At 62.5% G+C, this 24,599-nt stretch carries 22 protein-coding genes, 1 tRNA gene and 1 riboswitch; of the genes, 14 read left to right on the forward strand and 9 right to left on the reverse strand.

All coding sequences use genetic code 11. The features are described 5' to 3' along the window. Positions 1–25 precede the first annotated feature (25 nt). Positions 26–135, reverse strand: a riboswitch (S-adenosyl-L-homocysteine riboswitch). 417 nt (positions 136–552) lie between these two features. Continuing rightward, positions 553–1,791: a sodium/glutamate symporter gene (gene gltS, locus ACWGXF_RS05305; RefSeq protein ID WP_452101743.1), complete on the forward strand. Its 1,239-nt coding sequence runs from the start codon at positions 553–555 to the stop codon at positions 1,789–1,791. Between the two features lie 112 nt (positions 1,792–1,903). Here the strand turns inward: gltS and ACWGXF_RS05310 are convergent, their stop codons facing one another. Beyond that, a complete protein-coding gene (locus ACWGXF_RS05310; RefSeq protein ID WP_003069587.1) occupies positions 1,904–2,407 on the reverse strand; it encodes a PACE efflux transporter in 504 nt (167 codons plus the stop codon). Positions 2,408–2,500: 93 nt separating this feature from the next. Between ACWGXF_RS05310 and ACWGXF_RS05315 the strand changes: the two genes are divergently transcribed. Continuing rightward, positions 2,501–3,412 (forward strand): LysR family transcriptional regulator, encoded by a 912-nt coding sequence (locus ACWGXF_RS05315; protein WP_034351314.1) that lies wholly within the window; start codon positions 2,501–2,503, stop codon positions 3,410–3,412. Positions 3,413–3,538: 126 nt separating this feature from the next. Further along, a complete protein-coding gene (locus ACWGXF_RS05320) occupies positions 3,539–4,648 on the forward strand; it encodes a PPK2 family polyphosphate kinase (RefSeq protein ID WP_256629461.1) in 1,110 nt (369 codons plus the stop codon). Positions 4,649–4,802: 154 nt separating this feature from the next. Here the strand turns inward: ACWGXF_RS05320 and ACWGXF_RS05325 are convergent, their stop codons facing one another. Further along, a complete protein-coding gene (locus tag ACWGXF_RS05325; RefSeq protein ID WP_256629459.1) occupies positions 4,803–5,726 on the reverse strand; it encodes a fumarylacetoacetate hydrolase family protein in 924 nt (307 codons plus the stop codon). A gap of 209 nt (positions 5,727–5,935) precedes the next feature. On the opposite strand from ACWGXF_RS05325, the gene ACWGXF_RS05330 reads away from it, so the two are divergent. Further along, a complete protein-coding gene (locus tag ACWGXF_RS05330) occupies positions 5,936–7,243 on the forward strand; it encodes a Glu/Leu/Phe/Val family dehydrogenase (RefSeq protein ID WP_256629457.1) in 1,308 nt (435 codons plus the stop codon). 163 nt (positions 7,244–7,406) lie between these two features. Here the strand turns inward: ACWGXF_RS05330 and ACWGXF_RS05335 are convergent. After that, positions 7,407–7,483: transfer RNA gene (locus tag ACWGXF_RS05335), tRNA-Met, on the reverse strand. Between the two features lie 182 nt (positions 7,484–7,665). Here ACWGXF_RS05335 and radA point away from each other — a divergent pair. From radA to ACWGXF_RS05360, 5 genes are all read left to right on the forward strand, one after another. Further along, positions 7,666–9,051, forward strand: a complete 1,386-nt coding sequence (gene radA, locus ACWGXF_RS05340) for a DNA repair protein RadA (RefSeq protein ID WP_256629456.1) — start codon at positions 7,666–7,668, stop codon at positions 9,049–9,051. A gap of 180 nt (positions 9,052–9,231) precedes the next feature. Next, the gene (locus ACWGXF_RS05345) at positions 9,232–9,684 is read left to right on the forward strand and encodes a glycerate kinase (RefSeq protein ID WP_452101744.1); all 453 of its coding nucleotides are present in this window, start codon (positions 9,232–9,234) and stop codon (positions 9,682–9,684) included. 81 nt (positions 9,685–9,765) lie between these two features. Beyond that, positions 9,766–10,704, forward strand: coding sequence for a branched-chain amino acid transaminase (locus ACWGXF_RS05350; RefSeq protein WP_256629452.1), 939 nt, complete (start codon positions 9,766–9,768; stop codon positions 10,702–10,704). Between the two features lie 144 nt (positions 10,705–10,848). Then, positions 10,849–11,058: a zinc-finger domain-containing protein gene (locus ACWGXF_RS05355; protein ID WP_003059801.1), complete on the forward strand. Its 210-nt coding sequence runs from the start codon at positions 10,849–10,851 to the stop codon at positions 11,056–11,058. Between the two features lie 80 nt (positions 11,059–11,138). Further along, a complete protein-coding gene (locus ACWGXF_RS05360; protein ID WP_256629449.1) occupies positions 11,139–12,218 on the forward strand; it encodes a glycosyltransferase in 1,080 nt (359 codons plus the stop codon). Here ACWGXF_RS05360 and ACWGXF_RS05365 read toward each other — a convergent pair. After that, a complete protein-coding gene (locus ACWGXF_RS05365; protein WP_256629447.1) occupies positions 12,208–12,972 on the reverse strand; it encodes a glycosyltransferase family 25 protein in 765 nt (254 codons plus the stop codon). The genes ACWGXF_RS05360 and ACWGXF_RS05365 overlap by 11 nt on opposite strands. A 223-nt stretch (positions 12,973–13,195) precedes the next feature. On the opposite strand from ACWGXF_RS05365, the gene ACWGXF_RS05370 reads away from it, so the two are divergent. Then, positions 13,196–14,347: an O-antigen ligase family protein gene (locus ACWGXF_RS05370; protein ID WP_452101745.1), complete on the forward strand. Its 1,152-nt coding sequence runs from the start codon at positions 13,196–13,198 to the stop codon at positions 14,345–14,347. On the opposite strand, the gene ACWGXF_RS05375 is transcribed toward ACWGXF_RS05370, so the two are convergent. Beyond that, entirely contained in the window at positions 14,338–15,237 is a 900-nt protein-coding gene (locus ACWGXF_RS05375) for a lysylphosphatidylglycerol synthase transmembrane domain-containing protein (protein WP_171832560.1), read from the reverse strand. The two genes, ACWGXF_RS05370 and ACWGXF_RS05375, sit on opposite strands and share 10 nt — an antisense overlap. A 32-nt stretch (positions 15,238–15,269) precedes the next feature. Then, entirely contained in the window at positions 15,270–16,286 is a 1,017-nt protein-coding gene (locus ACWGXF_RS05380; protein WP_039049354.1) for a glycosyltransferase family 2 protein, read from the reverse strand. Between the two features lie 265 nt (positions 16,287–16,551). Between ACWGXF_RS05380 and ACWGXF_RS05385 the strand changes: the two genes are divergently transcribed. From ACWGXF_RS05385 to ACWGXF_RS05395, 3 genes are read left to right on the forward strand one after another with little or no spacing between them, the layout of a single operon-like run. Continuing rightward, on the forward strand, positions 16,552–17,931 hold the full coding sequence (locus tag ACWGXF_RS05385; protein ID WP_052263520.1) for an ArnT family glycosyltransferase: 1,380 nt from the start codon (positions 16,552–16,554) through the stop codon (positions 17,929–17,931). Further along, entirely contained in the window at positions 17,928–18,938 is a 1,011-nt protein-coding gene (locus ACWGXF_RS05390) for an NAD-dependent epimerase (RefSeq protein WP_003069624.1), read from the forward strand. The genes ACWGXF_RS05385 and ACWGXF_RS05390 overlap by 4 nt, the downstream gene beginning before the upstream one ends. Continuing rightward, positions 18,935–20,272: a UDP-glucose dehydrogenase family protein gene (locus tag ACWGXF_RS05395; protein ID WP_256629443.1), complete on the forward strand. Its 1,338-nt coding sequence runs from the start codon at positions 18,935–18,937 to the stop codon at positions 20,270–20,272. The genes ACWGXF_RS05390 and ACWGXF_RS05395 overlap by 4 nt, the downstream gene beginning before the upstream one ends. A gap of 52 nt (positions 20,273–20,324) precedes the next feature. On the opposite strand, the gene ACWGXF_RS05400 is transcribed toward ACWGXF_RS05395, so the two are convergent. The 3 genes from ACWGXF_RS05400 to ACWGXF_RS05410 form a co-directional block, all read right to left on the reverse strand. Continuing rightward, positions 20,325–21,545 carry a HAMP domain-containing sensor histidine kinase gene (locus ACWGXF_RS05400; protein ID WP_012836609.1) on the reverse strand — a complete coding sequence of 407 codons (1,221 nt, stop codon included), beginning with the start codon at positions 21,543–21,545 and terminating at the stop codon, positions 20,325–20,327. After that, complete coding sequence (locus ACWGXF_RS05405) at positions 21,545–22,294, reverse strand: response regulator (protein ID WP_034363143.1); 750 nt, start codon at positions 22,292–22,294, stop codon at positions 21,545–21,547. The genes ACWGXF_RS05400 and ACWGXF_RS05405 overlap by 1 nt, the downstream gene beginning before the upstream one ends. Before the next feature lie 124 nt (positions 22,295–22,418). Continuing rightward, on the reverse strand, positions 22,419–23,777 hold the full coding sequence (locus tag ACWGXF_RS05410; protein ID WP_034351291.1) for an AmpG family muropeptide MFS transporter: 1,359 nt from the start codon (positions 23,775–23,777) through the stop codon (positions 22,419–22,421). 103 nt (positions 23,778–23,880) lie between these two features. Between ACWGXF_RS05410 and ACWGXF_RS05415 the strand changes: the two genes are divergently transcribed. Next, on the forward strand, positions 23,881–24,576 hold the full coding sequence (locus ACWGXF_RS05415) for a helix-turn-helix domain-containing protein (protein WP_256629440.1): 696 nt from the start codon (positions 23,881–23,883) through the stop codon (positions 24,574–24,576). Positions 24,577–24,599 lie beyond the last annotated feature (23 nt).

Raw genomic sequence — 24,599 nt, forward strand, 5'->3', positions numbered from 1 at the left:
TGTGAAAACCAGAAACAGAATCGAAAACAGGTGAGCGCCGTTGTGAGTGCCAGCAGATCGTCGACCGGATCTGCGACCCCGAGCCTGACGGGTCAAACATCTCTGGGATGACCGGCTGCAGCGCTCCTCGGGGTGAAGCCCGTCATTCTACGGCGAGGGCGGGCAATCGGGGCTTCAAGGCGCTTTGCCCCGCGGCTATGCAGGAGAGCTCTATGCGAACGGCTATAGCAGATTCGACTTTCCACACCCCAAAAACAGGAGCAGGGCAAAAGGTAATTTCGCAAAACACGAATGCGACCATCTCATTTCAAGCATATTCCCGACATGGTGCGCATCCGCAAGGAATGGCGCACACCGCTTTCCTGCTCTCAGGCAGCCCGGCACCGACGGGTCCGCCTGCCATGAGTGGACAAGCACCTACAGCCCCTATCTTTGAGTCTTTGGCACCATCGACAGCAAATGTCTGGTCCATGTGCTCAGCCGTGCACAGCCGATTGCCAGCCATGACCGGGCAGGCCATTCAGCCCTCGCATGGAACACCCAGGAGATCCTATGAACGTGACCTTCGGCGCGTACTACACCCTCATCATGGCCGTGCTTGTGCTCATGCTTGGCAAGCTCATGACAAGACATATCCGCTTTCTGCGCGACTTCAATATTCCCGAGCCTGTCTCCGGCGGCCTGGTCGTGGCGGCCATCATCTTCATGCTGCATCAGACCACGGGACTGGCGCTGAGCTTCGAGGGCAGTCTGCAGTCGGCGTTCATGCTGGTGTTCTTCTCGTCCATCGGCCTGAGTGCGAACTTCGCGAAGCTGCGTGAGGGCGGCTCTGCGCTGTTCCTCTTCCTGGGCGTGATTGCCGTCTTCATCATCATGCAGAACATCGTGGGCGTGAGTCTGGTTTCCGTGCTGGGACTGGACCCGCTGATCGGCCTGGTCGCGGGCTCCATCACGCTGGTGGGCGGTCACGGTACGGCCGGAGCCTGGGGCTCGGTGCTGGAAAACCAATACGGTCTCACGGGAGCCACCACCCTGGGCATTGCCTGCGCCACTTTCGGCCTGATCATCGGCGGCCTGCTGGGCGGCCCGCTGGCCAAGCGACTGATCACGCGCCATCAGCTGGCCCAGCCGCTGACCGAGTCCGAGCAGCTGCGCGCCGATGCGCCCACGGTCAGCGAAGGCAGCGAGGTCGCCAACTTCGAGTCGCCCAACAAGGCACCGCGCCTGATCACGGCCGATGCTGCAGTGGAAACACTGGCCCTCTTCGCTGGCTGCCTGGCCTTTGCCGAATTCATGACTGGCCTGACCATGGGAACGGTCATCCAGCTGCCTACCTTTGTCTGGGCGCTGGGGGGAGGCGTGATCATCCGCAACGTGCTGGACTATATGTTTGGCTTCAAGGTCTTTGACCGCGCCATCGACGTCTTCGGCAATGCCTCGTTGTCCATGTATCTGGCCATCGCGCTGCTGTCGCTCAAGCTGTGGGAGCTGACCGACCTGGCCGGCCCGCTGATGGTCATTCTGGCCGCGCAAGCCATCGTCATGACGCTGTATGCGGCCTTCGTGACCTTCCGCATCATGGGCAAGAACTATGACGCCGCCGTGCTGGCCGCCGGCCACTGCGGCTTCGGCATGGGGGCCACGCCCACGGCCGTGGCCAATATGCAGGCCATCACCAACCAGTACGGTCCTTCGCACAAGGCCTTTCTGATCGTGCCCCTGGTCGGAGCCTTCTTCATCGACATCATCAACGCCTTTGTGCTGCAGGCCATGCTCAGCATTCTTCGCTGACCGCTACATCAGCCCCCTCCAAAAAAAAGCGTGTTCCTGTTTGACAGGAACACGCTTTTTTCATAGCTATTCACGCTTCATGGAAAAGCGCCAGAGACATATCTGACTCAGGTCATGCAGCCACGGCCTGGGCCGAAGCCGGCAAGCCGAAGATGCGGTCAAAGGCCCAGTTGAAGGCAAAGGTGTAGACCATGAAGAACACCAGCAGACCGGCTTCCATCACTGCAGCTTCCCACAGCGAGATGCCGAACCACCAGGCCATCAGCGGGATCAGCATGGCGGCGATACCGCCTTCGAAACCGATGGCATGTACCACGCGGCGCATCAGGGAGCGGCCCTTGACACTCTGGCGCGATTCCCATTTCTCGAACAGGTGGTTGAAGCTCAGATTCCAGCAGATCGCGATCACCGAGGCAGCCACGGCCATGACGCCGGAATCGCTGGCCTTCTGGCCGATGGCCATGAAGATCAGGCTGGAGACGATGATGGCAATGATTTCGTACAGACCCACATAGAGGATGCGACGTTTGGGACCTTGAAGGCCCTTGGCCTTGGCGGGGGTGGCAAAAGCGGCGGTATTTTTGAGAGAAACGGCAGAGGAAGAAGCGGATGCCATCGCTGAGGCTTGTTGAGACATGGGCTGCAGTGTATGTTCTATAAATTGAAGATAAAAGTCAGTTCCTTTCAATTTTTCTGACAGATCGACACCATGCCCTTTAGCGCCGACCAGGTTCCGCTGTTTCTTGCCGTGCTCGATGCCGGCTCTTTCTCAGCAGCTGCACGCAAGCTGGGGCGTGTGCCCTCGGCCGTCAGCATGGCCATTGCCCAGTTGGAGGCAGAGCTGGACCTGCAGCTGTTTGACCGCAGCGGACGCGAACCCGTGCCCAGCGCCGCCGCCCGCGCACTCGAGCCGCAGGCGCGCCTGCTGGCCGAGCAGTTGCAGTTGCTGAACTGGCAGGCTCAGGCGCTGCATGCCGGGCTGGAGGAAAGGCTGACGCTGGCCATCGCCCCCGAACTGCTGGCCACGCACTGGAGCGAGCCGCTGAACCGGCTGGTGCGCGAGTTTCCTGCGCTGCCCATTGAGGTGCTGGCAGCTCCCCAGGCAGATGCGCTGGAGCTTTTGCATGCCGGCCGCGCCCATCTGGCCCTGGTGTTCGAGCGGCCCGCCATTGACGGGCGCGAGGGTTTCCAGGAAATGGGCCGCGAGACGCTGGTGGCCGTGATGTCGCCGCAGTTCGAGCTCTGGCAGCAGGCGCTGGCCGAGCATGAGCAGGGCCGCACCACACGGCCACAGCTCACGGTGGAGCAACTGGCTGCCACGCGTCAGGTACTGGTGGCCAGCCGCGACCCGCAGCAGACAGACCCGCGCTTTGTGTTTGCGCGCCAGCTCTGGCGCACGGACAGCCACCAGGCAGCGCTTTCGCTGATAAGTGCAGGTCTGGCCTGGGGCTGGCTGCCCAAGGGCCTGGTGGAGTCGCATATCGGCAGCGGTGCGCTGATGGAAATTCCCGTGCTCAACATCAGCAACGGCACGACCTTGTTCGTGGACTGGGTCTGGTCCAAGGAGCGGGCCCAGGGTCTGGCGGCCAGGCGCTTTGTGCAACTGCTGCGCGAGCGCTGAGCCTCCATGGGCTGGCCTCCAACATCTGGTCTTGAAGACAAAAAAGCTTAAGGAGCAGAATGTACAAGCGCCAGCCGCTAGTCATTCCATAGCGAATCAATTTGCACTGCACAGGAGTTTCAATACATGCCCCGTCAGCCCGCCAAAGCCGCCCCCGCTACCTCGTCTGCCGCGCAGGCCGAACCCGATCGCCAGCCAGCGCGCAAGCGCCTGCCGTTTCCGACCAGCGAATCGGTACAGGCCACCAAGGCAGCCAAGCCATCGCCCTCCCGGCCTGTGTCGCGCAAAAAGCCCGCCGCCAAAACCGTGAGCCGGACCGCTGCGCCTGCGGCAAAAGCGCCCGCCTTGTCCTTGGTCTATCCTTTCGAGACCAAGGACAAGGCACTGCGCAAGCTATGGCAGCCCTGGCAACCGGGTCAGCCACGAGACAGTCGTTTGACCACCGGACACCCTCGGCCCGCAGTGGAGTTGCAGAAGTTCGACCCGTCCGCCAAGCCCTTCTCCTCCGACAAGGGCAAGCAATATGACAAGGACAGCGTGAACCAGCTGGCCGAGGCTCTGGACGGGCTGCAGAATATTTTCTATGCCGACCGGCGTTTCAAGCTGCTGGTCATCCTGCAGGGCATGGATGCCGCGGGCAAGGACGGCACGCTGCGCGCGGTCTTCGGTCGCATGTCGCCGCTGGGCGTGCGCACCGTGGGCTGGAAGGCGCCCACCGAAACCGAGAAGGCGCATGACTATCTGTGGCGCATTCACCAGCAGTTGCCGGGTGCGGGCGAGATCGTGCTCTTCAACCGCAGCCAGTACGAGGATGTGCTGGTGCCCGTGGTCAACGGCTGGCTCACGCCCGAGCAGCAGAACCAGCGCTATGCGCAGATCAACGACTTCGAGCGCATGCTCAGCGAGACCGGCACGGTGATCGTCAAGTTCATGCTGCACATCAGCAAGGACGAACAGCGCGAGCGGCTGCAGCAGCGGCTGGACGACCCCTGCAAGCACTGGAAGTTCGACGAGAACGACCTCAAGGTACGCGCCCAGTGGGACGACTACCAGCAGGCCTACGGCCAGCTGCTGGGCGCCACGCACACGCCCTGGGCACCCTGGACCATCGTGCCCGCCGACTCCAAGACCCACCGCAATCTGATGGTGGCCACGGTGTTGCGCGAGGTGCTGGGCAATCTGGAGCTCAAATATCCGCCCGGGGCACCGGCGCTGGATCACATCAAGGTCCGGTGACGCACACAGCTCCCGCCGCCATCAGAGCTCGCATATAGCTCTCAAAAAGAGAGCTGTCAGCGTTTGTTCTCAATGATTTTCAGATTGGAAAATATCTGAAATCATTCATCAAAAGTCGCTAACAGCTCCTCTTTTTGAAAACTACCGGGACAGATCAGAACTGCCAGCCCAGTGCGCCCAGGCCGTCGAACTCCATCTCGAAGCGATCGCCGGCTTGAAGCGGCATGCAGCCGCACCAGGTTCCCGTCGTCACCACAGTGCCGGCAGGCACGCTGCCGTATTCGCGCGCCACATGCTGCAGCCAGTCCACCAGCAGCCAGGCCGGATCGCCCAGGCTGTGCGTTCCGGTAAAGCGCTGTGGCGGGCCGTCATTCACGGTCACCGTGCACCGCTGTCGGGCCCAGTCGCGGCCGGCAATGACGGAAGCACTCTGCCACTCGCCCAGCGCCAGTCCGCCATGGCATTGGCCGTCGGCCAGCAAGGCCAGGGCCGGGGCCTTGAGGCCGTCGCGCCAGCGCACATCCACCCATTCCACGGCCACGCAGGCGGCGTCCACCAGCGCCAGCGCGCTGTCGTAATCGAGGGCTGCGGCCTGATCGGCGCTCACATCCAGGCCTATGCGCAGGGCGATCTCAGCCTCGGCACAGCGCAGATTGAAGACGGTGTCGGGCGCGGGCACCGGATTCACGCCCTGGCGAATGCCGTCCTCGGGCAGCGGCACATGCAGCAGCGCGGCGTTGCGGCCCGGGCCGCCGGACTTCCAGTAGCGCGGCGCGCGATCGGCGGGCCACCAGTTCCAGGTGCGCGCCAGCGCGCTTTGCACGGCACGGGCATCGGCGGCATCGCGCATCAGCGCCGCCACGTCGGCGCCCTGGGCCTGAGCCGTGCCTAGTTTGCGCGACCACCACAGCGCATCGGTCGTGGCATAGCTGTCCTCGGGCAAATCGGGCCACAACGTCTTCCAGTCGGGCAGCACCTCGTCCTGCGTCTGCAACTCGGGAGCCAGACCTATGGGCGGGGTATTGGCAAACGGTGCCGGGCCGCACCAGCCGCTTTTGCAATCATTGTTTTCAGACATGACGGCAATGATTGCAAATTTCCGGTCTCCATGTCAGCAGCTCAGTGCTTGGCCCACATCCAGAGCGGCTTTCAGATGGTTATGCACAAAATGCATAGCATCGCAAACAAGAAGCCTTGGACAGGAAAATTCGGCGCGCGCACACTGTGAATCCCGGACAGCAAGGGCTTACAACGACCTTGCTCCACTCAGTCAACCAGGCCTACATCATGCAAGCCAAAGACTCTTCAGCGCTGTCCACAGCGCATGCTCTGCCTTCCTACCTCAACCCCGATCATCTCGGTCCCTGGGGCATTTATCTGCAACAGGTCGACCGTGTCACCCCCTACCTGGGCTCGCTGGCCCGCTGGGTGGAAACACTCAAGCGCCCCAAGCGCATCCTGGTCGTCGATGTCCCCATCGAGATGGACGACGGCCGTATCGCACACTTCGAGGGCTACCGCGTGCAGCACAACCTGAGCCGCGGTCCCGGCAAAGGCGGTGTGCGCTTCCACCAGGATGTGACGCTGTCTGAAGTGATGGCGCTGTCGGCCTGGATGAGCATCAAGAATGCAGCCGTGAACGTGCCCTACGGCGGCGCCAAGGGCGGCATCCGTGTCGACCCGCGAACGCTGTCCAAGGCCGAGCTGGAGCGCCTGACACGCCGCTATACCAGCGAAATCGGTCTGCTGATCGGCCCCACCAAGGACATTCCGGCACCTGACGTGAACACCAACGGCCAGGTCATGGCCTGGATGATGGACACCTACTCCATGAACACGGGCGCCACGGCCACCGGCGTGGTCACGGGCAAGCCCGTGGACCTGGGCGGATCGCTGGGCCGTGTCGAGGCCACGGGCCGCGGCGTGTTCACCGTGGGCGTGGAAGCCGCCAAGCTCACCGGCCTGAATGTGCATGGCGCACGCGTGGCCGTGCAGGGCTTCGGCAATGTGGGCGGCACTGCGGGCAAGCTGTTTGCCGATGCCGGAGCCAAGGTCGTGGCCGTGCAGGACCATACGGGCACCATTCAGAACGCCAATGGCCTGGATGTGACGGCATTGCTGGAGCATGTGGGCAACACCGGCGGTGTGGGTGGCTTTGCCGGTGGCGAAGCCATGGATGCAGCCGCCTTCTGGGGCGTGGATTGCGACATCCTGATCCCTGCGGCACTGGAAGGCCAGATCACCGAGGAAAACGCTGGCCAGATCAAGGCCAAGCTCGTGATCGAAGGTGCCAACGGCCCCACCACTCCCGAGGCCGACGACATCCTCAGCGAAAAAGGCGTGCTGGTTCTGCCCGACGTGATTGCGAATGCCGGCGGCGTGACCGTGAGCTACTTCGAGTGGGTGCAGGATTTCTCCAGCTTCTTCTGGACCGAAGACGAGATCAACGCCCGTCTGGTGCGCATCATGCAGGAAGCCTTTGCCGGCGTCTGGGCCGTGGCCCAGGAGCACAAGGTGACACTGCGCACCGCCACCTTCATCGTGGCCTGCAAGCGCATTCTCCATGCCCGCGAGGCACGCGGCCTGTATCCATGACCTGCCTCTGAGCGGCTTTGCCGCTTCCCCCTCTCTGGCATCAACCGGAAGGGGGATACCGGCTTCGCCATCGGTCTGGCCCTAGCTTGCCGTCTCTTGGAGAGGGCAAGCGGCTTTGAGGCCCAAACGAAAAAAGCCTTCTGTTTCCAGAAGGCTTTTTGTTTGGTTGCGCGAGAAGGATTTGAACCTCCGACCTTTGGGTTATGAGCCCAACGAGCTACCAGACTGCTCCATCGCGCGGTAATTTGTTTCTCAACAGCAGTCGCTGTGTCGATAGGCGCAATTGTAGCCTAAATCGGCCTGTCATGCGGAGCAGTTATATAAACACGCGCTTTTTATGGTTACTGGCTCTGAGATTTGTCGCCGGCTCCCCCATGGGCAGCAGCAATTGCCGCCCATGCCAGTCGGTATAGTTGCCGCCCATGGCCAAAGAGAAAACCACTTTCACCTGCAACGCCTGTGGCGGCACCAGCCCGCGCTGGCTGGGCAAATGCCCGGGCTGCGGCGCCTGGAACACACTGGTCGAGACCGTGGCCGACTCCGCCTCGGGCGGCAAGAACCGCCTGAGCCAGCCTCAAGGCTATGCAGGTCTGGCCAATGCCCAGCCCGTCACCCCGCTGTCGGCCATCGAGGCCCAGGATGTGGCGCGCACGCCCAGCGGCATCGAGGAGCTGGACCGCGTGCTGGGCGGCGGCGTGGTCGAAGGCGGCGTGGTGTTGATTGGCGGAGACCCAGGAATAGGTAAGTCCACACTTCTTTTGCAGGCCATGGATGCCTTGCATCGTATTGGCCTGCCCACGCTCTATGTGACGGGCGAGGAAAGCGGCGCCCAGGTGGCACTGCGCTCGCGCCGGCTGGGGCTGGACAACAGCCAGGTCAATGTGCTGGCCGAGATCCAGCTCGAGAAAATCCTGGCCACCGTGGAGGCCACTCAGCCCGCCGTGGTGGTGATTGACTCGATCCAGACGGTGTATTCGGACCAGCTCTCCTCGGCTCCAGGATCCGTGGCCCAAGTACGCGAATGCGCGGCCCATCTGACGCGCGCGGCCAAGACCACGGGCATCACCATCATTTTGGTGGGCCATGTGACCAAGGACGGCGCGCTGGCCGGCCCGCGCGTGCTCGAGCACATGGTGGACACGGTGCTCTACTTCGAAGGCGACACGCACAGCAACTTCCGCCTGGTGCGCGCGATCAAGAACCGCTTTGGCGCCGTCAACGAGATCGGCGTCTTCGCGATGACGGAAAAAGGCCTCAAGGGCGTGACCAACCCCAGCGCCATCTTTCTGAGTCAGCACAGCGAGCCCGTGCCCGGCAGTTGCGTGCTGGTGACGCTGGAGGGCACGCGCCCCATGCTGGTGGAAATCCAGGCCCTTGTGGACCAGGGCGGCCCGGCCGCGCGCCGCCTCTCGGTCGGCCTGGACCGCGACCGGCTGGCCATGCTGCTGGCGGTGCTCAACCGCCATGCGGGCGTGGCCTGCGCCGACCAGGATGTCTTCGTCAACGCCGTGGGCGGTGTGCGCATCAATGAGCCTGCGGCTGACCTGGCGGTGATGTTGGCAATCACTTCCAGCCTGCGCGGCAAGTCGCTGCCCAAGGGCTTTATTGCGTTTGGCGAGGTCGGTCTGGCCGGTGAGGTGCGCCCAGCACCTCGCGGCCAGGAGCGACTCAAGGAGGCGGCAAAGCTGGGATTCACCGTCGCAGTGGTCCCCAAGGCCAATGCCCCCAAGAAGCCCATCGCCGGCCTGACCATTCATGCCGTGGAGCGCGTGGATGAAGCCATCAACATCGTGCGCGGCATTGGTTGATGTATTTTGATAGCTGCTTGCGCCTTTCAGTCATCGATATCAGCTAGTAAATGATCTGAAATCGTTTATTGAAATACGCATGCAGCTACTGTTTTTGAAAACCCCTTGATCACATCAGCCTGTACGGGCATACGCACTGTCCGCACACTCAAACCCATACCCTCGTAAGACAATAAGCCCATGAATTTGCGCAATATTTTGGTTCCCCTGGGCTTGATCGTGCTGGTGATCGCGGCCTACAACTCTGCGGGCTGGCCCGGCGTGGCGGCCGTGGCAGGCGGCATCATCATGTGGGTGCTGCTGCACTTCACGCGCCTGATGTCCATCATGAAGAAGGCGTCGGACCGGCCTATCGGCTATGTGGGCAGCGCCGTGATGCTCAATGCCAAGCTCAAGCCCAAGGCCCCTCTTGTCCATGTGGTGGCCATGACCCGCTCTCTGGGCCAGCGCCTGTCCGAAGAGGGCCAGAGCCCCGAGATCTACCGCTGGACCGACGGCACACAATCCTATGTGACCTGCGAGTTTGTCGCGGGCCGTCTCATGAAGTGGGAGCTGCAGCGTCCCGAGCAAAAGGAAGACACGGCGACTGACTCACAAGCAACAGACCGGACATCGGCGCCGACCTCCCCCTAAAATGGCAGCTTCAGGAGACAAGCGCTGCCGCCGACCCGGCAGCAGCGCCCGCCGAACACACAACCCATAGAGGATGGTTTTATGAGCCCTGTTGTTCCCTCGATGTCCGACCGCGACGGAAAGATCTGGATGGATGGCCAGCTGGTGGAATGGCGCGACGCCAAGATCCACGTGCTGACCCACACGCTGCACTATGGCTGCGGCGCCTTTGAAGGCGTGCGCGCCTATGAAACCGAACAGGGCACGGCCATCTTCCGCCTCGAAGAGCACACCAAGCGCCTGTTCAACAGCGCCAAGATCCTGCGCATGCAGATCCCGTTCAGCCAGGAGCAGGTCAACCAGGCCCAGGTCGAGGTGGTCAAGGCCAACGGTCTCAAATCCTGCTATCTGCGCCCGCTGACCTGGATCGGCGACCGCAAGCTGGGCGTCTCGCCCAAGGGCAACACCATCCACCTGATGGTGGCTGCCTGGGCCTGGGGCGCCTATCTGGGCGAGGAAGGCATGCAGCGCGGCATCCGCACCAAGATTTCCAGCTTCACCCGCCACCATGTGAACATCACCATGAGCCAGGCGAAGGCGGTGAGCAACTACACCAACTCCATCCTGGCCAATACCGAGGCTCTGGACGACGGCTACGACGAGGCCATTTTGCTGGACGCATCGGGCTTTGTCTCCGAAGGATCGGGCGAGAACATCTTTGTGATCAAGGATGGCGTGATCTACACACCCGACCTGTCCGCCGGCGCACTCAACGGCATCACGCGCAACACCGTGCTGCACATCTGCAAGGACCTGGGCCTGGAAGTGGTGCAAAAGCGCATCACCCGTGATGAACTGTATATCTCGGACGAGCTGTTCTTCACCGGCACCGCCGCAGAAGTCACGCCCATCCGCGAAGTGGACCGCGTGCAGATCGGCGAAGGCCGCCGCGGCCCGATCACCGAGAAAATCCAGGCGGCCTACTTTGACATCGTCAACGGCCGCAATCCCAAGTACGCACACTGGCTGACCTTGGTATAAATCACCCCCCTGGGCGGCTTTGCCGCTTCCCCCTCGGGGGACAGCACCGTCGCTCAGGGACGGCCCTTGCTTGGTGCTTCTGACCTCAATTGCGCCAGTATTTCCGGCCATGCTTCATTATTGAAAACACGAAAGACACGAGAAATGACCACGAATGCCGTCGTCGAACTGGCCGCCAAAGACCTCAACGCACAAGGTGGCGTGTTCTGCCCCAGCCCCAAGGCCGACATGAAGCTGTGGAACAGCCACCCCAAGGTCTATCTGGACGTGGCCAAGACCGGCGACGCCAAATGCCCTTATTGCGGCACGACCTACCGCCTCAAGGCCGGTGAGGTGTTTGCCGGCGGACATTGATTCCTTCGATCCCCAAGGCATCTGGTCGCTCCAGCGGACGACCAGATGCTTTTTTCATTTGCGAGCCACGATAGCGAACCATGCGCATTCTTCACTTTGTTACCGGAGGCTTCTCCGGTGCCACCCAGGTCGCCGTGGACCTGAGCCTGGCCGCGCTGCGCACGCCCGGCCATGAGGTTCTGCTGGTGCTGCGCCACAAGCCCAGCACGGACGAGCGCAAGATCGAGGCCCTGCGCCAGCAAGGCCTGCAGGTCATCGTGGTCTCCAACTGGCTGCATGCACTGACTGTCTGGGAGCTGCGCAAGATCATTCGCGGCTTCAGGCCCGATGCGGTGTTCGCCCACGGCTTCAGCGACCATATCTGGGGCAGGCGCGCTGCTGCAGCCGAGGGTGTGGCGCATATCTTTCATGTGGAGCACAACTCGCGCGAGCGCTACACGCCGCGTCGTCTGCGCCAGGCCCTGGCACTGGAGCCCTTCACCCAGGCCCATATCGGCGTCTCCGAAGGCGTCAGGACCAGCCTGGTGGAGCGCGGTTTCCCGGCCGAAAAATGCATTGCCATCTGCAACGGCATCGACCTGACGCGCTTTCCCCAGGAGGCCATGCCCCCGCTATGGCTGGAGCGCGAACCCGCGATTTACATGGCCTCGCGCTTTGCCCGCCAGAAGGATCACGACACGCTGATCAGGGCTATGGCCACTCTCAGGCAACGCGGCCTGAGGCCCACACTCTATCTGGCCGGCGCGGGCAAGAGCTCGCTCAGGACCAAGGCCGAGCGACTGGTGGCCGAGCTCGGACTGGAGCAGCAGGTGTGCTTCCTCGGCAATGTCTCGGATCTGCCCCAGCGGCTGTCGAGAACGCAGATCTTTGTTCTGGCCACGCATTGGGAAGGCATGCCCCTGGCCCTGGTGGAAGGCATGGCCGCAGGCTGTGCCTGTGTGGTCTCCGATGTCATAGGCGCCCGAGAAGTCGTGAGCCCCGAGGTGAACGGCCTGCGTGTGCCGCAATCCGATCCCGGCGCCATGGCCGATGCATTGCAAAGACTGCTGCAGGATACGGCCCTGGCCCAGCGTCTGGGCTCGGCCGCGCGGGCGCATGCACTCGCCCACTACGGGCGCGAGCAGATGTGGAGCCAGTATCAGGGCCTGCTCAAGGCCTGAGAACCGCCGCGACCTGGGGTTTTGAGGCTCGCAGATTGCCCCAGTTCAATGCCAGCTTCATCTTGAACTTGCGCAATTTCTGCAGGCGACTCGCAGGCGCCGCCTGCTGGGCCCAGATGCTGCTGACCTCGCTGGTGTCGTCCAGGGCGATGACCGAGGGATAGACCCCGTAAACGCGCAAATCGTTTTCAAACCAGAAGCGGATATCCACATCCACCGGCCTGTCGAACGGCATGCGCGTTTCCAGCATCTTGCGCGCGCCGCTGCGGCTGATGACATAGCCGGCGGCAAAGCTGGGCACCCGCTGATAGGAGATCAGCTGCAGGGCACCCGCGACCAGCGGGCCTTGGTTGGCGATCTTTTCCGGCTCGCGCCCGTAGAGCTTGATCATGTCCCAGCTGCCATCTGCGGGGAGTGCCTCTATCGCAGCCAGCGCCTGCGGCAGCTGCGGCAGCAGCCGCACATCATCTTCGAAGACCACCATGGCTGGCGCATCGCTGCCCAGCAGCAGCTGCCATGACCTCAGATGACTGGCGTAACAGCCCTTCTCGCCGTTGCTCAGGGGCTTGAAATAGCGGCCATGGCTTTGCGGCGCGCAAAAGAAGGCCTTTTGCTCGGCCTCGGACAGATCCGCCCACCACACGGCAGGCAAGCGCGACGCCGTCAGCCCCATTTGCGCGAACTGGGCTGTCATGCGCTCGCGACGCTCCGCGTCCTTGGACAAATTGATAAAGACAATGGGTAATGACGACATACACTTCTGCACCGAATACAAGACCTGCAGTGTAGGTTGAAGCCAACCGCCACGCAGGAGAACCTGATTGACAACTATGAATGTGCCTACACAAGCCACACCTCGAACCGACAAGCGGACTGCTGCTCTTGCTCATGCCCTCGATGCCGCCTGCTTTGCATTCTTTGCGCTGAGTCTTTGCGTCCCCTCTGGCTACTCTTACGGATCCACGGCCCTGGCTCTTTTGACTCTCGCCGGTTGTATCGCGGCCCGCCCCCAAGGCCTTGCCAGGCGCGAGACTTTCGTGCTGGTGGGCCTGCTGCTGGTGCTGGGCCTGCTCTGGAGCCTGTCCTTCGACCACTGGTTCTCGGCGGCGGGCTGGGGTTATGGTGCGAAATACGCGCTGGCCGCTCTCTGCCTCTGGTATCTGAGCAAAACCGGTCTCCGGCTCACGGCCATTGTCTGGGGCCTGGCTCTGGGTAGTGTGGGTGCTCTGGCGATTGCCGCCTATCAGGCCGGCGTGCTCAAGATGCCGCGTGTTTCGGGCTTTACCAATGCCATCCAGTATGGTGGCATCGCCATGTATATGGGTTTTGCCACCTTGTCCCTGGCTTTGCTGGGCCGCTGGAGCAAGTCTCAAACAGCAGCCCTGGGGCTAATGGCTGCATGCGGTATTTATGCGTCCTTTCTTTCCGACTCCCGCGGCTCCTGGGTCGTGATCCCGCTGCTGATTGCGGCCATCTGGCTGATGGCATGGCTCAATGGCTACAAGCGTCTGGCCAGCATGACGGCGGGAGCCATGCTGCTGCTCGGGCTGATCGTGGCAGTGCCGGCCTACCCAAAGCTCGAGCAGCGCAGCGCCGAAGCCGCGCGTGAAGTCTCACAGTATCTGCAGGACCCCCAGAAATATGCGGTGACCTCGGTCGGCCAGCGCCTGGAGCAATGGCGGCTTGCGATTCATCTGATCGAGCAGCGTCCCTTCAGCGGCTGGGGACTGGCCGGCTACCCTGCGGCCAAGAAGCAAATGGTCGATCAAGGCCTGGCTCACCCTTCGGTCATGGAATATGGGCATGCGCACAATGAAATCCTGGACATGTGGGTCAAGCGCGGGCTGCCGGGTCTGATCCTGCTGCTGGCGTTCTATGCCGTGCCTGCAGCCATTTTCTGGCCCACGCAGCGCCGTCTGGCCCACGCCGATGCGGCGCAGCGCTCCAAGCTGCTGGCTCTGCGCGCGGCCGCCACGCTGCTGCCGCTGGCCTACTTCGGCTTTGGCTGGACCCAGGTGTTCTTCGCGCACAACAGCGGAAACATGTTCTATATTTTCAGCCTCGCCGTGCTCTGGGGCGGTATTTGCAGAATGGAAACCCAGTCTGCAGTCACCAAAACTCAGTCCTGAGACCTGCCCGGCAAACCCAGGGCCAGAGCTCCCAGAGCCCCCTGGCCCAGGGCAAAGACACCATACAAGAGCCCAACCCCAACCGCTAGTACCGCAGGTACTCCGAAGGGAGCCAGGGCTGCCACTGCAGCGGCTTCACGGGTGCCCCAGCCACCCACACTCACCGGCAATGCCGCCATCAGGAACACGGGGGCGATGACAAAGGCCCAGACGACCAGTGGCAAATGCAGGCCCAGAGCGATCGCGCCGCAGGCCAGCGCAGCAGCAGACAGCAGTTGCACGAGTGCCGAGGATGCCGCCTGCAGCCAGAGCTGCGAAAGAAAGTCAGGGCGGTTGGCCGCCGTACGCACAGGCTCCAGCCATGCACCAGGCAACTTGAACCAGTGGCTGCGCAGACCCTGCAGCAAGGCCCAGGGCAGCAGCAGCCAGATCACGGTGACGGCAAGCAGCAGCGTGATGAAGAGAGCGGTATTCAGGTGCACCCAGGGGGCCAGCGTGGAAGCGCAGGCCACTGCCCCCAGGCCGCCGATCGCGCACAGCATCCACAGACCGCTGACGCGATCCAGAATCACCGACAGATTGCTTGCCGCCTTGGTCTGCCCGGTCTTCTGCAGCGCAATCGCACGATAGACATCACCGCCCACAACAGCGCCAGGCAGCAACACATTCAGGCCAATCGCCTGAAAATACCAGCGCATGCCTGAGGCCAGCGACATCTCGGCCCCGAGCCACCGCGCCATGGCGCGCCAGCGCCATGCCGACACTGCGTTCGAGGCAATGGAAATCCCCAAGCCCCCCAGCAACCACCAGGGGCTGGCCTGTTGCAGCCGGCCCCACAGTTGCACAGGGTTGGCGAGATAGACAACGGCTGCCAGCAAAGCGATGCCCATCAGGGCCCGGACAAACGCCTTTCGCGCCTTGCTCACAGAACCGCGGTCTCGGTTTTCGCGGCCTTGTCTGCAGGCTTGTGTTCGACAGCGCCGTAATCCTTGGCGTAGTACTGCAGGCCGCTGCCCGACTCGTAATAGATGCGCGTCAGCAGCTCGCCGATCAGGCCCGCCGCGATGAACTGCATGCCCATCAACACCAGCATGACCCCCGCCATCAAGAGGGGCCGGCCGCCAATCGATTCACCCATGATCTTCTGTGCCAGCAGCCACAGCAGGATCAGCACGCCAGGCGTTGCCATCCACAGCCCCATGCCGCCGAAGGCATGCAGCGGACGCTGGCGAAAGCGCATGAAAAAGACAATGAAGATCAGATCCAGAATCACCCGGAAAGTGCGATCTATACCGTATTTGGAAACACCGCGCGTGCGTGCATGGTGACGCACCGGAATCTCAGTGATACGCGCGCCGGCATCACGCGCCAGTGAAGGAATGAAGCGGTGCATCTCGCCATAGAGGCGAATGCGGTCGATGATCTCGCGGCGGTAGGCCTTCAATGCACAGCCGTAATCATGCAGCTGCACATTGGTGAATTTGGAAATCAGGCGGTTGGCCAGCACCGAGGGCAGGCGGCGCGACAGCGCCTTGTCCTGGCGGTTCTTGCGCCAGCCCGAGATCATGTCCACATCGGGATCGTTTTCCAGACGCTCCAGCAACAGCGGAATATCGCCGGGTTCGTTTTGCAGGTCGGCATCCAGCGTGACCACATACCGGCCGCGCACCCGGTCAAAGCCGGCCTGCAGGGCACTGGACTGGCCGTAGTTGCGCACCAGACAGACGGCACGCACCCAGGGGTGCTGCTCGGCCAGCTCGCGCAGACGCCTGGCACTGCCATCCGTCGAGCCATCGTCCACCGCAATCAGTTCGTAGCTCAGCGGCTGGGTGCGCATGGCCTCGTCAATGCGGGCCACCAGGTCGGGCAGATTATCGAACTCGTTATAAACAGGAACAACGATGGAAACTTCGGGATTGGAATCGTGCACGGACGTCATGCTCAATGATTTTGGATAACAGTCACCTATACTAACTGAATACCCCAGGTGCCATTTGCGCCAGGCCCATTGTTTGGCCTGCAAAGCCAAGCGCAATCGTAAGTGCGCACTATCAAAACATGTGCACCCGCCAAATCCTATGGCATCAAACTCCTCGACTTCTATTCGCCCAGACTGGCAACAGACCCTTTATGCCAAGCCATGGATATGGCTGGCTCTTTTAGTTTTTGCCCATATCGTTTCCCGTATCAGCATTTCAGCAGGCATGAAATGGGATGAGTCCGAACAGATTCTCTGGGCCCAGCAATTGCAGCTGGGTTATGGCCCGCAGCCGCCTCTGTATACCTGGATGCAATGGGCGGTCTGTCAGCTTCTCGGCCCTTCGGTGCTGGCACTGGCATTGCTCAAACATCTGCTGATTGCCCTGGCCTATTGCCTGGCATGGTTGGCTGGCCGGCAGTTGCTGGGTCAGAAAGGTGCCTGGTGGGTTGCCGCAGGTCTGCTGCTGATGCCGCCCTTCGGCTGGGACTCGCTGCGCGACCAGACGCATACGGTGATGGTGACGGCCATGACCATGGGCTTGTGGTGGGCCGTGCTGCGCCAGGTTCAAAAGCCGCAGGCCGTCAATTTTGTTTTGATCGGCCTCTTCTGCGGTCTGGGCATGCTGTCCAAATACAGCTATGCCATGCTCATTGGCGCCTTGTTCCTGGCCTCCATGACGGTGGCACAGGTCCGCTCGGCCATCTTCGCCAGGGGCTGGTGGCTGGCTCCGCTGGTGGGCTTGCTGGTGTTTGCGCCCCATGGCTTCTGGCTGGCTTCGCACTGGGGCATGGCAACCACCGAGACCGTACAGAAGATGTCCATCTCCACCGAGGCCTCGCATCTGAAAGGTCTGGGCAATCTGCTCAAGGCCCTGCTTTCGACCTTGGGCCTGTGGCTGATTGCCGCTCTGATCAGCTACCGCTCCAGACTCTGGAGACCAGGCATCAATGCGTCTTTGCCGGCCCAGGTCTGGGCCAGGCCTTTGCTGCGCAACTACCTGCTCATCATTGCCGTCTGCCTGCTGGCCATGGTGCTGGCTGCCGATGTCACGGACTTCAAGCAGCGCTGGATGCTGCCTCTGACGGCTGTTGCCCCCTTGGCCCTCTATGTCTGGCGCCCGGCACTGCTGGAACAAGGCGTGGGCCGCCTGTTCACCGTCTTCGTCATCGTCTTTGCCCTGATCTTTCTGATCATGGCCACGCTGCGCCCTTGGCAGGGCGGCCGCAAGAACGATCCCGACGAACTCAACCACCCGGTCAAGACGCTGGCCCAGGAACTGCGCCAGGCCGGCTACAGCGGCAAGGGAGTCATCGTCGGCTCGGACCATATGCTGGCGGCCATGCTGCATTCGCAGTTCCCGCAAACATACGCCCTGGGCTGCTCTGATGGCGCACTGCTGAGGCAATGTCTATCTCAGGCCGGTGCCGATACCACAGGCGGCCTGCTGCTGATCACACGCGCCGACAAGCCCGTCGCGGGCTGGTGGGACGGCATCTTCACCACCCAGGCAAAAACCGCGCTGCAGACACTGAGCATGCCTTTCGAGAAAATGCCTGCCAGCGCAACACCTGCGCAATACCAATATCTCTGGATTGCCCCATGAATCCCGTCCTGATCACCGGCTGTGCCGGCTTTATCGGCATGCATTGCGCCAAGCGACTGCTTGAGCAAGGCGTGCCCGTGCTTGGTATCGACAACCTCAACAACTACTACGACGTGGCGCTCAAGCATGCCCGCCTCGCCGAGTTGCGCCCACACGCCCACTTCCGCTTTGTGGAACTCGATCTGGCGGACCGGCAAGGCATGGCCGACCTGTTTGCCGAGGCAGCCCCGAGCAAAGTTCTGCACCTGGCCGCACAAGCCGGTGTGCGCTACTCCATCGATCAGCCCGACGACTACACCGATTCGAATCTGCTGGGCTTTGGCAATATCTTGCAAGGCTGCCGCAAGCACCAGGTCGAGCATCTGGTCTATGCCAGCAGCTCCAGCGTCTATGGCGGCAACACCAGGATGCCGTTTGCCGAAAGCGATGCGGTGGACCACCCCATCAGCTACTATGCGGCCACCAAGAAGGCCAATGAGCTGATGGCCCATAGCTATGCGCACCTCTACGGCATTCCCACCACAGGCCTGCGCTTCTTCACGGTGTACGGCCCCTGGGGCCGCCCCGACATGGCCTTGTTCAAGTTCACCAAGGCCATGCTGGCAGGCGAGAGCATCGATGTCTATGGCGAAGGCAAGCTGGTGCGCGACTTCACCTATATCGACGATATCGTCGAAGGCATCATGCGCGTGCTGGACAAGCCCGCCACGCCCGACGCCGGCTATGACAGCCGGAACCCCAATCCCGGCACCAGCACCGCGCCCTATCGCATCTTCAATATCGGCAACAACTCGCCCACCGTGCTGATGGACTACATCGCAGCACTGGAGGGCGCCCTGAAAATTACCGCCCGCAAGCAAATGCTGCCCATACAGCCCGGCGACATGCACAGCACCTCGGCCGACACGCGTGCCCTGCAAGCCTGGGTCGGCTTCTCGCCGGCCATGCCCGTGGCCACCGGCGTGCAGCATTTTGTGGATTGGTATCGCTCTTTTTATCGCGTATGAAAGTTACTGTCTTTGGTACCGGCTATGTCGGTCTTGTGCAAGGTGCCGTGCTGGCCGATGTCGGCCACCAGGTGCTTTGCGTGGATGTGGATGAGAAGAAAGTCGCGGCACTCAAGGCCGGACAGATTCCCATCCATGAACCAGGCCTCGATGCACTCGTCATCAACAACCAGCAACTGGGCCGTTTGCAGTTCACCACCAATGCCGCCGAAGGCGTGGCGCACAGCGAGCTGATCTTTCTGGCCGTGGGCACGCCGCCCGACGAAGACGGCAGCGCCGACCTGCAATATGTGCTGGCCGTGGCCCGCACCATCGCCCAGCACATGGACGGACCGCGCATCGTCATCAACAAATCGACCGTGCCCGTGGGCACGGCGGACAAGGTCTCGGCCGTGATTGCCGAAGGCCTTGCACAGCGCAATCTGCAGCATGCGTTCGACGTGGTGTCCAACCCCGAGTTCCTCAAGGAGGGTGCGGCCGTGGGCGACTGCCAGCGCCCGGACCGCATCATCATCGGCACCGGCAACCCGGCTTCCGAAGCCAAGCTGCGCGAGCTCTACGCTCCCTTCAACCGCAATCGCGACAAGATCGTGATGATGGATGTCCGAAGCGCCGAGCTGACCAAATATGCGGCCAATGCCATGCTGGCGACCAAGATCAGCTTCATGAACGAGATTGCCAACCTGGCGGAAAAGCTGGGAGCCAACGTGGAGGCCGTGCGCCGCGGCATTGGCAGCGACCCGCGCATCGGCTACCACTTCATCTACCCGGGCGTGGGCTATGGCGGCAGTTGCTTTCCCAAGGACGTGAAGGCGCTGATCCACACCGCCAGGGAGGTCGAGTTTGAGCCTCTGTTGCTCAATGCCGTAGAGGACCGCAACCATGCCCAGCGCAATGTGCTGTTTGAGCGCATCAGCGCCTTCTACAGCGGCCAGCTTGAGGGCAAGATCATCGCCGTCTGGGGCCTGGCTTTCAAGCCCAATACCGACGATATGCGCGAAGCGCCCAGCCGCAATCTTCTGGAGTCTCTCTGGGCCGCCGGTGCCAAGGTGAAAGCCTACGATCCCGTTGCCATGAAGGAAGCCCGTCGCATCTACGGCGAGCGTGCCGACCTGGAGCTGGTGGATAGCCCCCTGGCTGCCGTGCAGGATGCAGACAGTCTGGCCATCGTGACCGAATGGCAGATCTTCCGTGCGCCGGACTTCGACCTGCTGGCCGCAACACTGAACGACAGAATGATTTTTGACGGCCGCAACCTCTACGAGCCTGCCCTGCCTGCCAGCCATGGCCTGGGCTATGTCTCCATAGGCCGCCCCGCCCAGCAGCCGCGCTGAAACAAAAAGCCCCGCAGGCAGAAACCTGCGGGGCTTTTTTCCGGGCAGCGGCTCAGGACAGCGGCAGGCAGATCACAAAGCTCGCACCGCTGCGGCCGTCCTGGCGCGCCTCGCAGTGCACGGTGCCGCCATGGCGCTCGGCGATCGAACGCACCAGCGACAGGCCCAGGCCCACGCCGCCGGAGCGCTCGCTGGCCCCGGGCAGGCGATAGAACTTCTCGAAGATACGCTCGCGCTGCGCCTTGGGAACCCCGGGGCCGTGATCCTCGACACGGATCAACGCCATGCCATCCTGTTTGGACAGGGACAGAGTGATCTCGCCCTCGCTGTAGCGGCGCGCATTCTCCAGCAGATTGCGCACGGCACGACGCAGCAGTTTCGCGATCCCCTGCACCTCAAGCGGACCATCGGTCTGCATCTCCAGATCGGCATCGATGCGCGCGCATTCCTCGGCCGCCAGACCGATCAGATCGACCGACTCCACCGTGCCCACATCGACCTCGCTGGAGTCCAGGCGGCTGGCCAGCAGGATCTCGTCGACCAGTTGGTCAAGCTCGCCAATATTGCGCTGGATCTCGGCCTTGGCGCGTGCGCTGGCCGGGTCGTCCCCCATGAACTCCAGGCCCATGCGAATGCGCGTCAACGGCGAGCGCAGTTCATGCGAGGCGTTGGCCAACAGAGATTTGTGAGAGGTCATCAAGGTCTCTATGCGCGCTGCAGCAGCGTTGAACTGGTGCGCCAGATCCGCCACCTCGTCATGCCCATGCTCGGGGACACGCACCGACAGATCACCCTCGCCAAAGCGCTTGACGCCGCGCTGCAGGTTTTCCAGACGCTTGAGCAGACGGCGAATGATGGGGAACACGCCCACAACCACTGCCACGCCGACCAGGCCCAGCATCCACAGAAAGCCGAACGGCGGCCGCAGCCAGAAGGCGACGGCACCGTCACGCGGGGGAGGGCGGCCCTCACGCCACTCACGTGGCGCCATCCATAGCTCATAGACCTGCCCGTCCCGGGCGGCAATTTCAAAACGCACGCCATCCACGGGCGAGCCGGAGATGCGGTTGCCGCGCCCCTCCACCAGAACCTCGCCCTCGGGGCCTTTGAGCACCATCTCGCGCGAGGGAGGCGTGGTGCTGTTCTGAGCGCGCTGCTCTTCGGCAATATTCCAGGCCCAGGCCACGCACAGCGTGAGCACGGCCACGCCGACTACCACCGCCAGCCAGATGCGCAAATACAGGCGCTGGGAGAAAGCGTGCAGCAGCTTCATCAGTCTTGTTGCTTGGCAAAAACGTAGCCCACACCGCGCACCGTGAGAATGCGCTTGGGAGCCTTGGGGTCGGCTTCAATAGCGGCGCGGATGCGACCCATATGCACGTCGATGGAGCGGTCGAAGGCCTCCAGCTCGCGGCCGCGCACGGCTTCCATGATCTGGTCGCGCGTCAGAACGCGGCCGGCGCGCTCGGCCAGTGCCACGAGCAGGTCGAACTGGTAGGAGGTGAGGTCGGCCTGCTGCTCGCCCACCGACACGGTGCGAGCATCGCGATCGATTTCCAGGCTGCCGAAGCGCATGACGGCATTGGCGGGGGTCGCCTGGCTCTCGCTGCCTTTACGGCGCAGGATGGCGCGAATGCGGGCCAGCAGCTCCCGCGGCTCGAAAGGCTTGGGCAGATAGTCGTCGGCGCCCAGTTCCAGACCGATGATGCGGTCCATGGGATCGCCCTTGGCGGTCAGCATCAGCACGGGGACCTGTGCCGGAGTACCAGGCATGGAACGTATGCGACGGCAGACTTCGAGACCGTCCATGTCGGGCAGCATCAGGTCAAGGATCACCAGGTCGGGCAGCTCGACCGAGCCACCATCGCTGGGCTGCAGCTGTTCGAGGCCGCTTTTGCCGTCAGCCATATGGGTCACTTCCAGGCCGTTATTGCCCAGGTAATCGCTCACCATTTGCGCCAGGCGAACGTCGTCCTCAATCATCAGAAGTTGGTGCGTGCTCATAGGGGGCAGTGTAGTCATGCTCGCGCCTCGGTATTTCTTCAAGACGTCATGCTGCAGCACGCAGGTGACCTGCTCTTGTCTGGTGCGTAAAGTTGGGTAAACGCCGAGTCGCTCAAAAACAATAGCTGTCAGTGCTTACCCATCAAGCGTCAGAGCCAATTTTTACTCTGGATGCCAGGAAAATCAGCAGCAGCACGGGGAAGCCCATCAGCGCCGTGGTGTGGAAAAACGCCTCGTAACCATAAGCATCGACAAACGCCCCCGAGAAGCCCGCCAGCCACTTGGGGGCCAGCAGCATCATCGAACTGAACAGCGCATATTGCGTGGCCGAGTACTGCACATTGGTCAGGCCCGAGAGATAGGCGATGAAGGCCGCCGAGGCGATTCCCCCGGCGAGATTGTCGGCGCTGACCACCCAGACCAGCGCCGAGACATCGTGGCCGCGCGTAGCCAGCCAGGCAAACAGAATATTGGTGCAGGCCGACAGCACGGCGCCCAGCATCAGCACGCGCATCACGCCCCAGCGCACTGCCATGGTGCCGCCCACAAAGCCCCCCAGCAGCGTCATGATGACGCCGAACACCTTGGTCACGGCAGCCACCTCTTCCTTGGTATAGCCCATGTCCACATAGAAGGGATTGGCCATGATGCCCATGACCACGTCGCTCACGCGATACAGGCCGATCAGCGCCAGCAGCAGCAACGCCTGCCAGCGGTAGCGGCCTATGAAGTCGGCAAACGGAGCGATCAGCGCACCCTTGATCCACTCGGCCGCATTACGTGCCGGTGCCATGGGACGAGCTTCAGGCTCGGGCGAGAGCAGCACTGTGATCATGCCCACCAGCATGCTCGCCGCCATGGCCGTGTAGGCCACATGCCAGGCCTGCACCATATAGCCCTGCACATCACCTTGAACCTGGGCCGCTACCCACAGCACGCCGGCGCCAGCCCAGATCATGGCCAGGCGATAGCCGGTCTGGTAGGTGGCCGCCAGAGCCGCCTGATCGTCGACCTTGGCAGACTCGATGCGATAGGCATCCAGCGCGATATCCTGCGTAGCCGAGCCGAAAGCCACCAGCACCGCGCACAGCACCAGCGGCTGCAGGGATTGCTTGGGGTCCATGAAGGACATGCCGAGCAGGCCCGCCACGATCAGCAGCTGCGAAAACAACAGCCAACTGCGGCGACGCCCCAGCATCCGCGTCAGTGCCGGCAAGGGCAAACGGTCCACCAGCGGAGACCACACCCATTTGAAGGCATAAGCCAGACCCACCCAGCTCAGGAAGCCGATCGTCGTGCGATCGATATCGGCCTCGCGCAGCCAGAAGCTCAAGGTACCCAGCACCAGCAACAGCGGCAGGCCTGCCGAAAAACCCAAAGCCAGCATGCGCAGGCTGGTGGGCTGGGCATAGACCTTGAAGGCCTGGCTCCAGCTGCGCTTGGGCTTGATGACGACATCTGCGGAGGAGGGGTTGCGACTTGTTTGGGACGACTCGGTCATGGTCTGGTTCTCTGAGGCAGAGGGCATTATCGGTTGCCCACGCCAGTCGCCGGGCGCTACCATTACCGCGACCGTCGTCTCTTTCTGTAAGCAGGATTGCCCCATGAGCCGTGACACCGTATCTCCGCGCCCTGTGCTGGACCAGGCACAGACCTCGGTGCGCAGCTACAGCGGCGAGCATCAGGCCCATGCCCATGACCATGCCCAGATTCTGTTTGCGCTGCAGGGCCGCATGGAGCTGGAGGTGGGTGGCAGACCCAGCTTTGTGGACAGCGCCTGCGGCATGGTCATACCCGCAGGTACCGGCCACGGCTATCTGGCAGCACCGCAAACCCAGGTGCTGGTGATCGACGCGCCCATGACCCAGGGGCTGGACAAGCTGCGCCGCTTTGCCGTGCCCCCGGCGTTGCGCTTTCCGCAATCAAGCCTGTCAGCCGCCGCGCAGATGGCGCTGGTGCTGCAGGCTCCCACCTTGCTGCAGCGTCGCGGCATGGATCTGCTGTGGCTGCAGCGCCAAGTACAGGCGGCTTTGCATGAAAGCTGGCCCACGGCCCGGCTGGCGGACCTGGTGCATCTGAGCGTGGCCCAGTTCCACGCCCGTTTCGTGGAACTGACGGATCGCACGCCACAGGACTGGCTTCGCGGCCTGCGTCTGGACGCTGCCGTGCTGCAGCTCAGAAAGGGGGCGGCACTCGAAGCGACCGCACTGCGCTGCGGCTACGCATCGGCCAGCGCCCTGGCCTATGCACTGCGGCGCGAGCGCGGCCTGACATCGCGCCAGCTGCGCGAGCGCCACTGAGCCGCCCCTCGCACTTCAAGCGT

The sequence above is a fragment of the Comamonas sp. HJ-2 genome (assembly GCF_053615495.1).

What these genes read in the sequence shown, in the direction of transcription:
- ACWGXF_RS05360 (WP_256629449.1), top strand. Translation starts at nt 11,139, where the DNA reads ATGCGCATTCTTCACTTTGTTACCGGAGGCTTCTCCGGTGCCACCCAG.
- ACWGXF_RS05345 (WP_452101744.1), top strand. Translation starts at nt 9,232, where the DNA reads ATGAATTTGCGCAATATTTTGGTTCCCCTGGGCTTGATCGTGCTGGTG.
- ACWGXF_RS05365 (WP_256629447.1), bottom strand. Translation starts at nt 12,972, where the DNA reads ATGTCGTCATTACCCATTGTCTTTATCAATTTGTCCAAGGACGCGGAG.
- ACWGXF_RS05395 (WP_256629443.1), top strand. Translation starts at nt 18,935, where the DNA reads ATGAAAGTTACTGTCTTTGGTACCGGCTATGTCGGTCTTGTGCAAGGT.
- ACWGXF_RS05375 (WP_171832560.1), bottom strand. Translation starts at nt 15,237, where the DNA reads ATGGGCATCGCTTTGCTGGCAGCCGTTGTCTATCTCGCCAACCCTGTG.
- ACWGXF_RS05355 (WP_003059801.1), top strand. Translation starts at nt 10,849, where the DNA reads ATGACCACGAATGCCGTCGTCGAACTGGCCGCCAAAGACCTCAACGCA.
- radA (WP_256629456.1), top strand. Translation starts at nt 7,666, where the DNA reads ATGGCCAAAGAGAAAACCACTTTCACCTGCAACGCCTGTGGCGGCACC.
- ACWGXF_RS05410 (WP_034351291.1), bottom strand. Translation starts at nt 23,777, where the DNA reads ATGACCGAGTCGTCCCAAACAAGTCGCAACCCCTCCTCCGCAGATGTC.
- ACWGXF_RS05400 (WP_012836609.1), bottom strand. Translation starts at nt 21,545, where the DNA reads ATGAAGCTGCTGCACGCTTTCTCCCAGCGCCTGTATTTGCGCATCTGG.
- ACWGXF_RS05315 (WP_034351314.1), top strand. Translation starts at nt 2,501, where the DNA reads ATGCCCTTTAGCGCCGACCAGGTTCCGCTGTTTCTTGCCGTGCTCGAT.
- ACWGXF_RS05380 (WP_039049354.1), bottom strand. Translation starts at nt 16,286, where the DNA reads ATGACGTCCGTGCACGATTCCAATCCCGAAGTTTCCATCGTTGTTCCT.
- ACWGXF_RS05390 (WP_003069624.1), top strand. Translation starts at nt 17,928, where the DNA reads ATGAATCCCGTCCTGATCACCGGCTGTGCCGGCTTTATCGGCATGCAT.
- ACWGXF_RS05310 (WP_003069587.1), bottom strand. Translation starts at nt 2,407, where the DNA reads ATGGCATCCGCTTCTTCCTCTGCCGTTTCTCTCAAAAATACCGCCGCT.
- ACWGXF_RS05320 (WP_256629461.1), top strand. Translation starts at nt 3,539, where the DNA reads ATGCCCCGTCAGCCCGCCAAAGCCGCCCCCGCTACCTCGTCTGCCGCG.
- ACWGXF_RS05405 (WP_034363143.1), bottom strand. Translation starts at nt 22,294, where the DNA reads ATGACTACACTGCCCCCTATGAGCACGCACCAACTTCTGATGATTGAG.
- ACWGXF_RS05350 (WP_256629452.1), top strand. Translation starts at nt 9,766, where the DNA reads ATGAGCCCTGTTGTTCCCTCGATGTCCGACCGCGACGGAAAGATCTGG.
- ACWGXF_RS05330 (WP_256629457.1), top strand. Translation starts at nt 5,936, where the DNA reads ATGCAAGCCAAAGACTCTTCAGCGCTGTCCACAGCGCATGCTCTGCCT.
- ACWGXF_RS05325 (WP_256629459.1), bottom strand. Translation starts at nt 5,726, where the DNA reads ATGTCTGAAAACAATGATTGCAAAAGCGGCTGGTGCGGCCCGGCACCG.
- ACWGXF_RS05385 (WP_052263520.1), top strand. Translation starts at nt 16,552, where the DNA reads ATGAAATGGGATGAGTCCGAACAGATTCTCTGGGCCCAGCAATTGCAG.
- gltS (WP_452101743.1), top strand. Translation starts at nt 553, where the DNA reads ATGAACGTGACCTTCGGCGCGTACTACACCCTCATCATGGCCGTGCTT.
- ACWGXF_RS05415 (WP_256629440.1), top strand. Translation starts at nt 23,881, where the DNA reads ATGAGCCGTGACACCGTATCTCCGCGCCCTGTGCTGGACCAGGCACAG.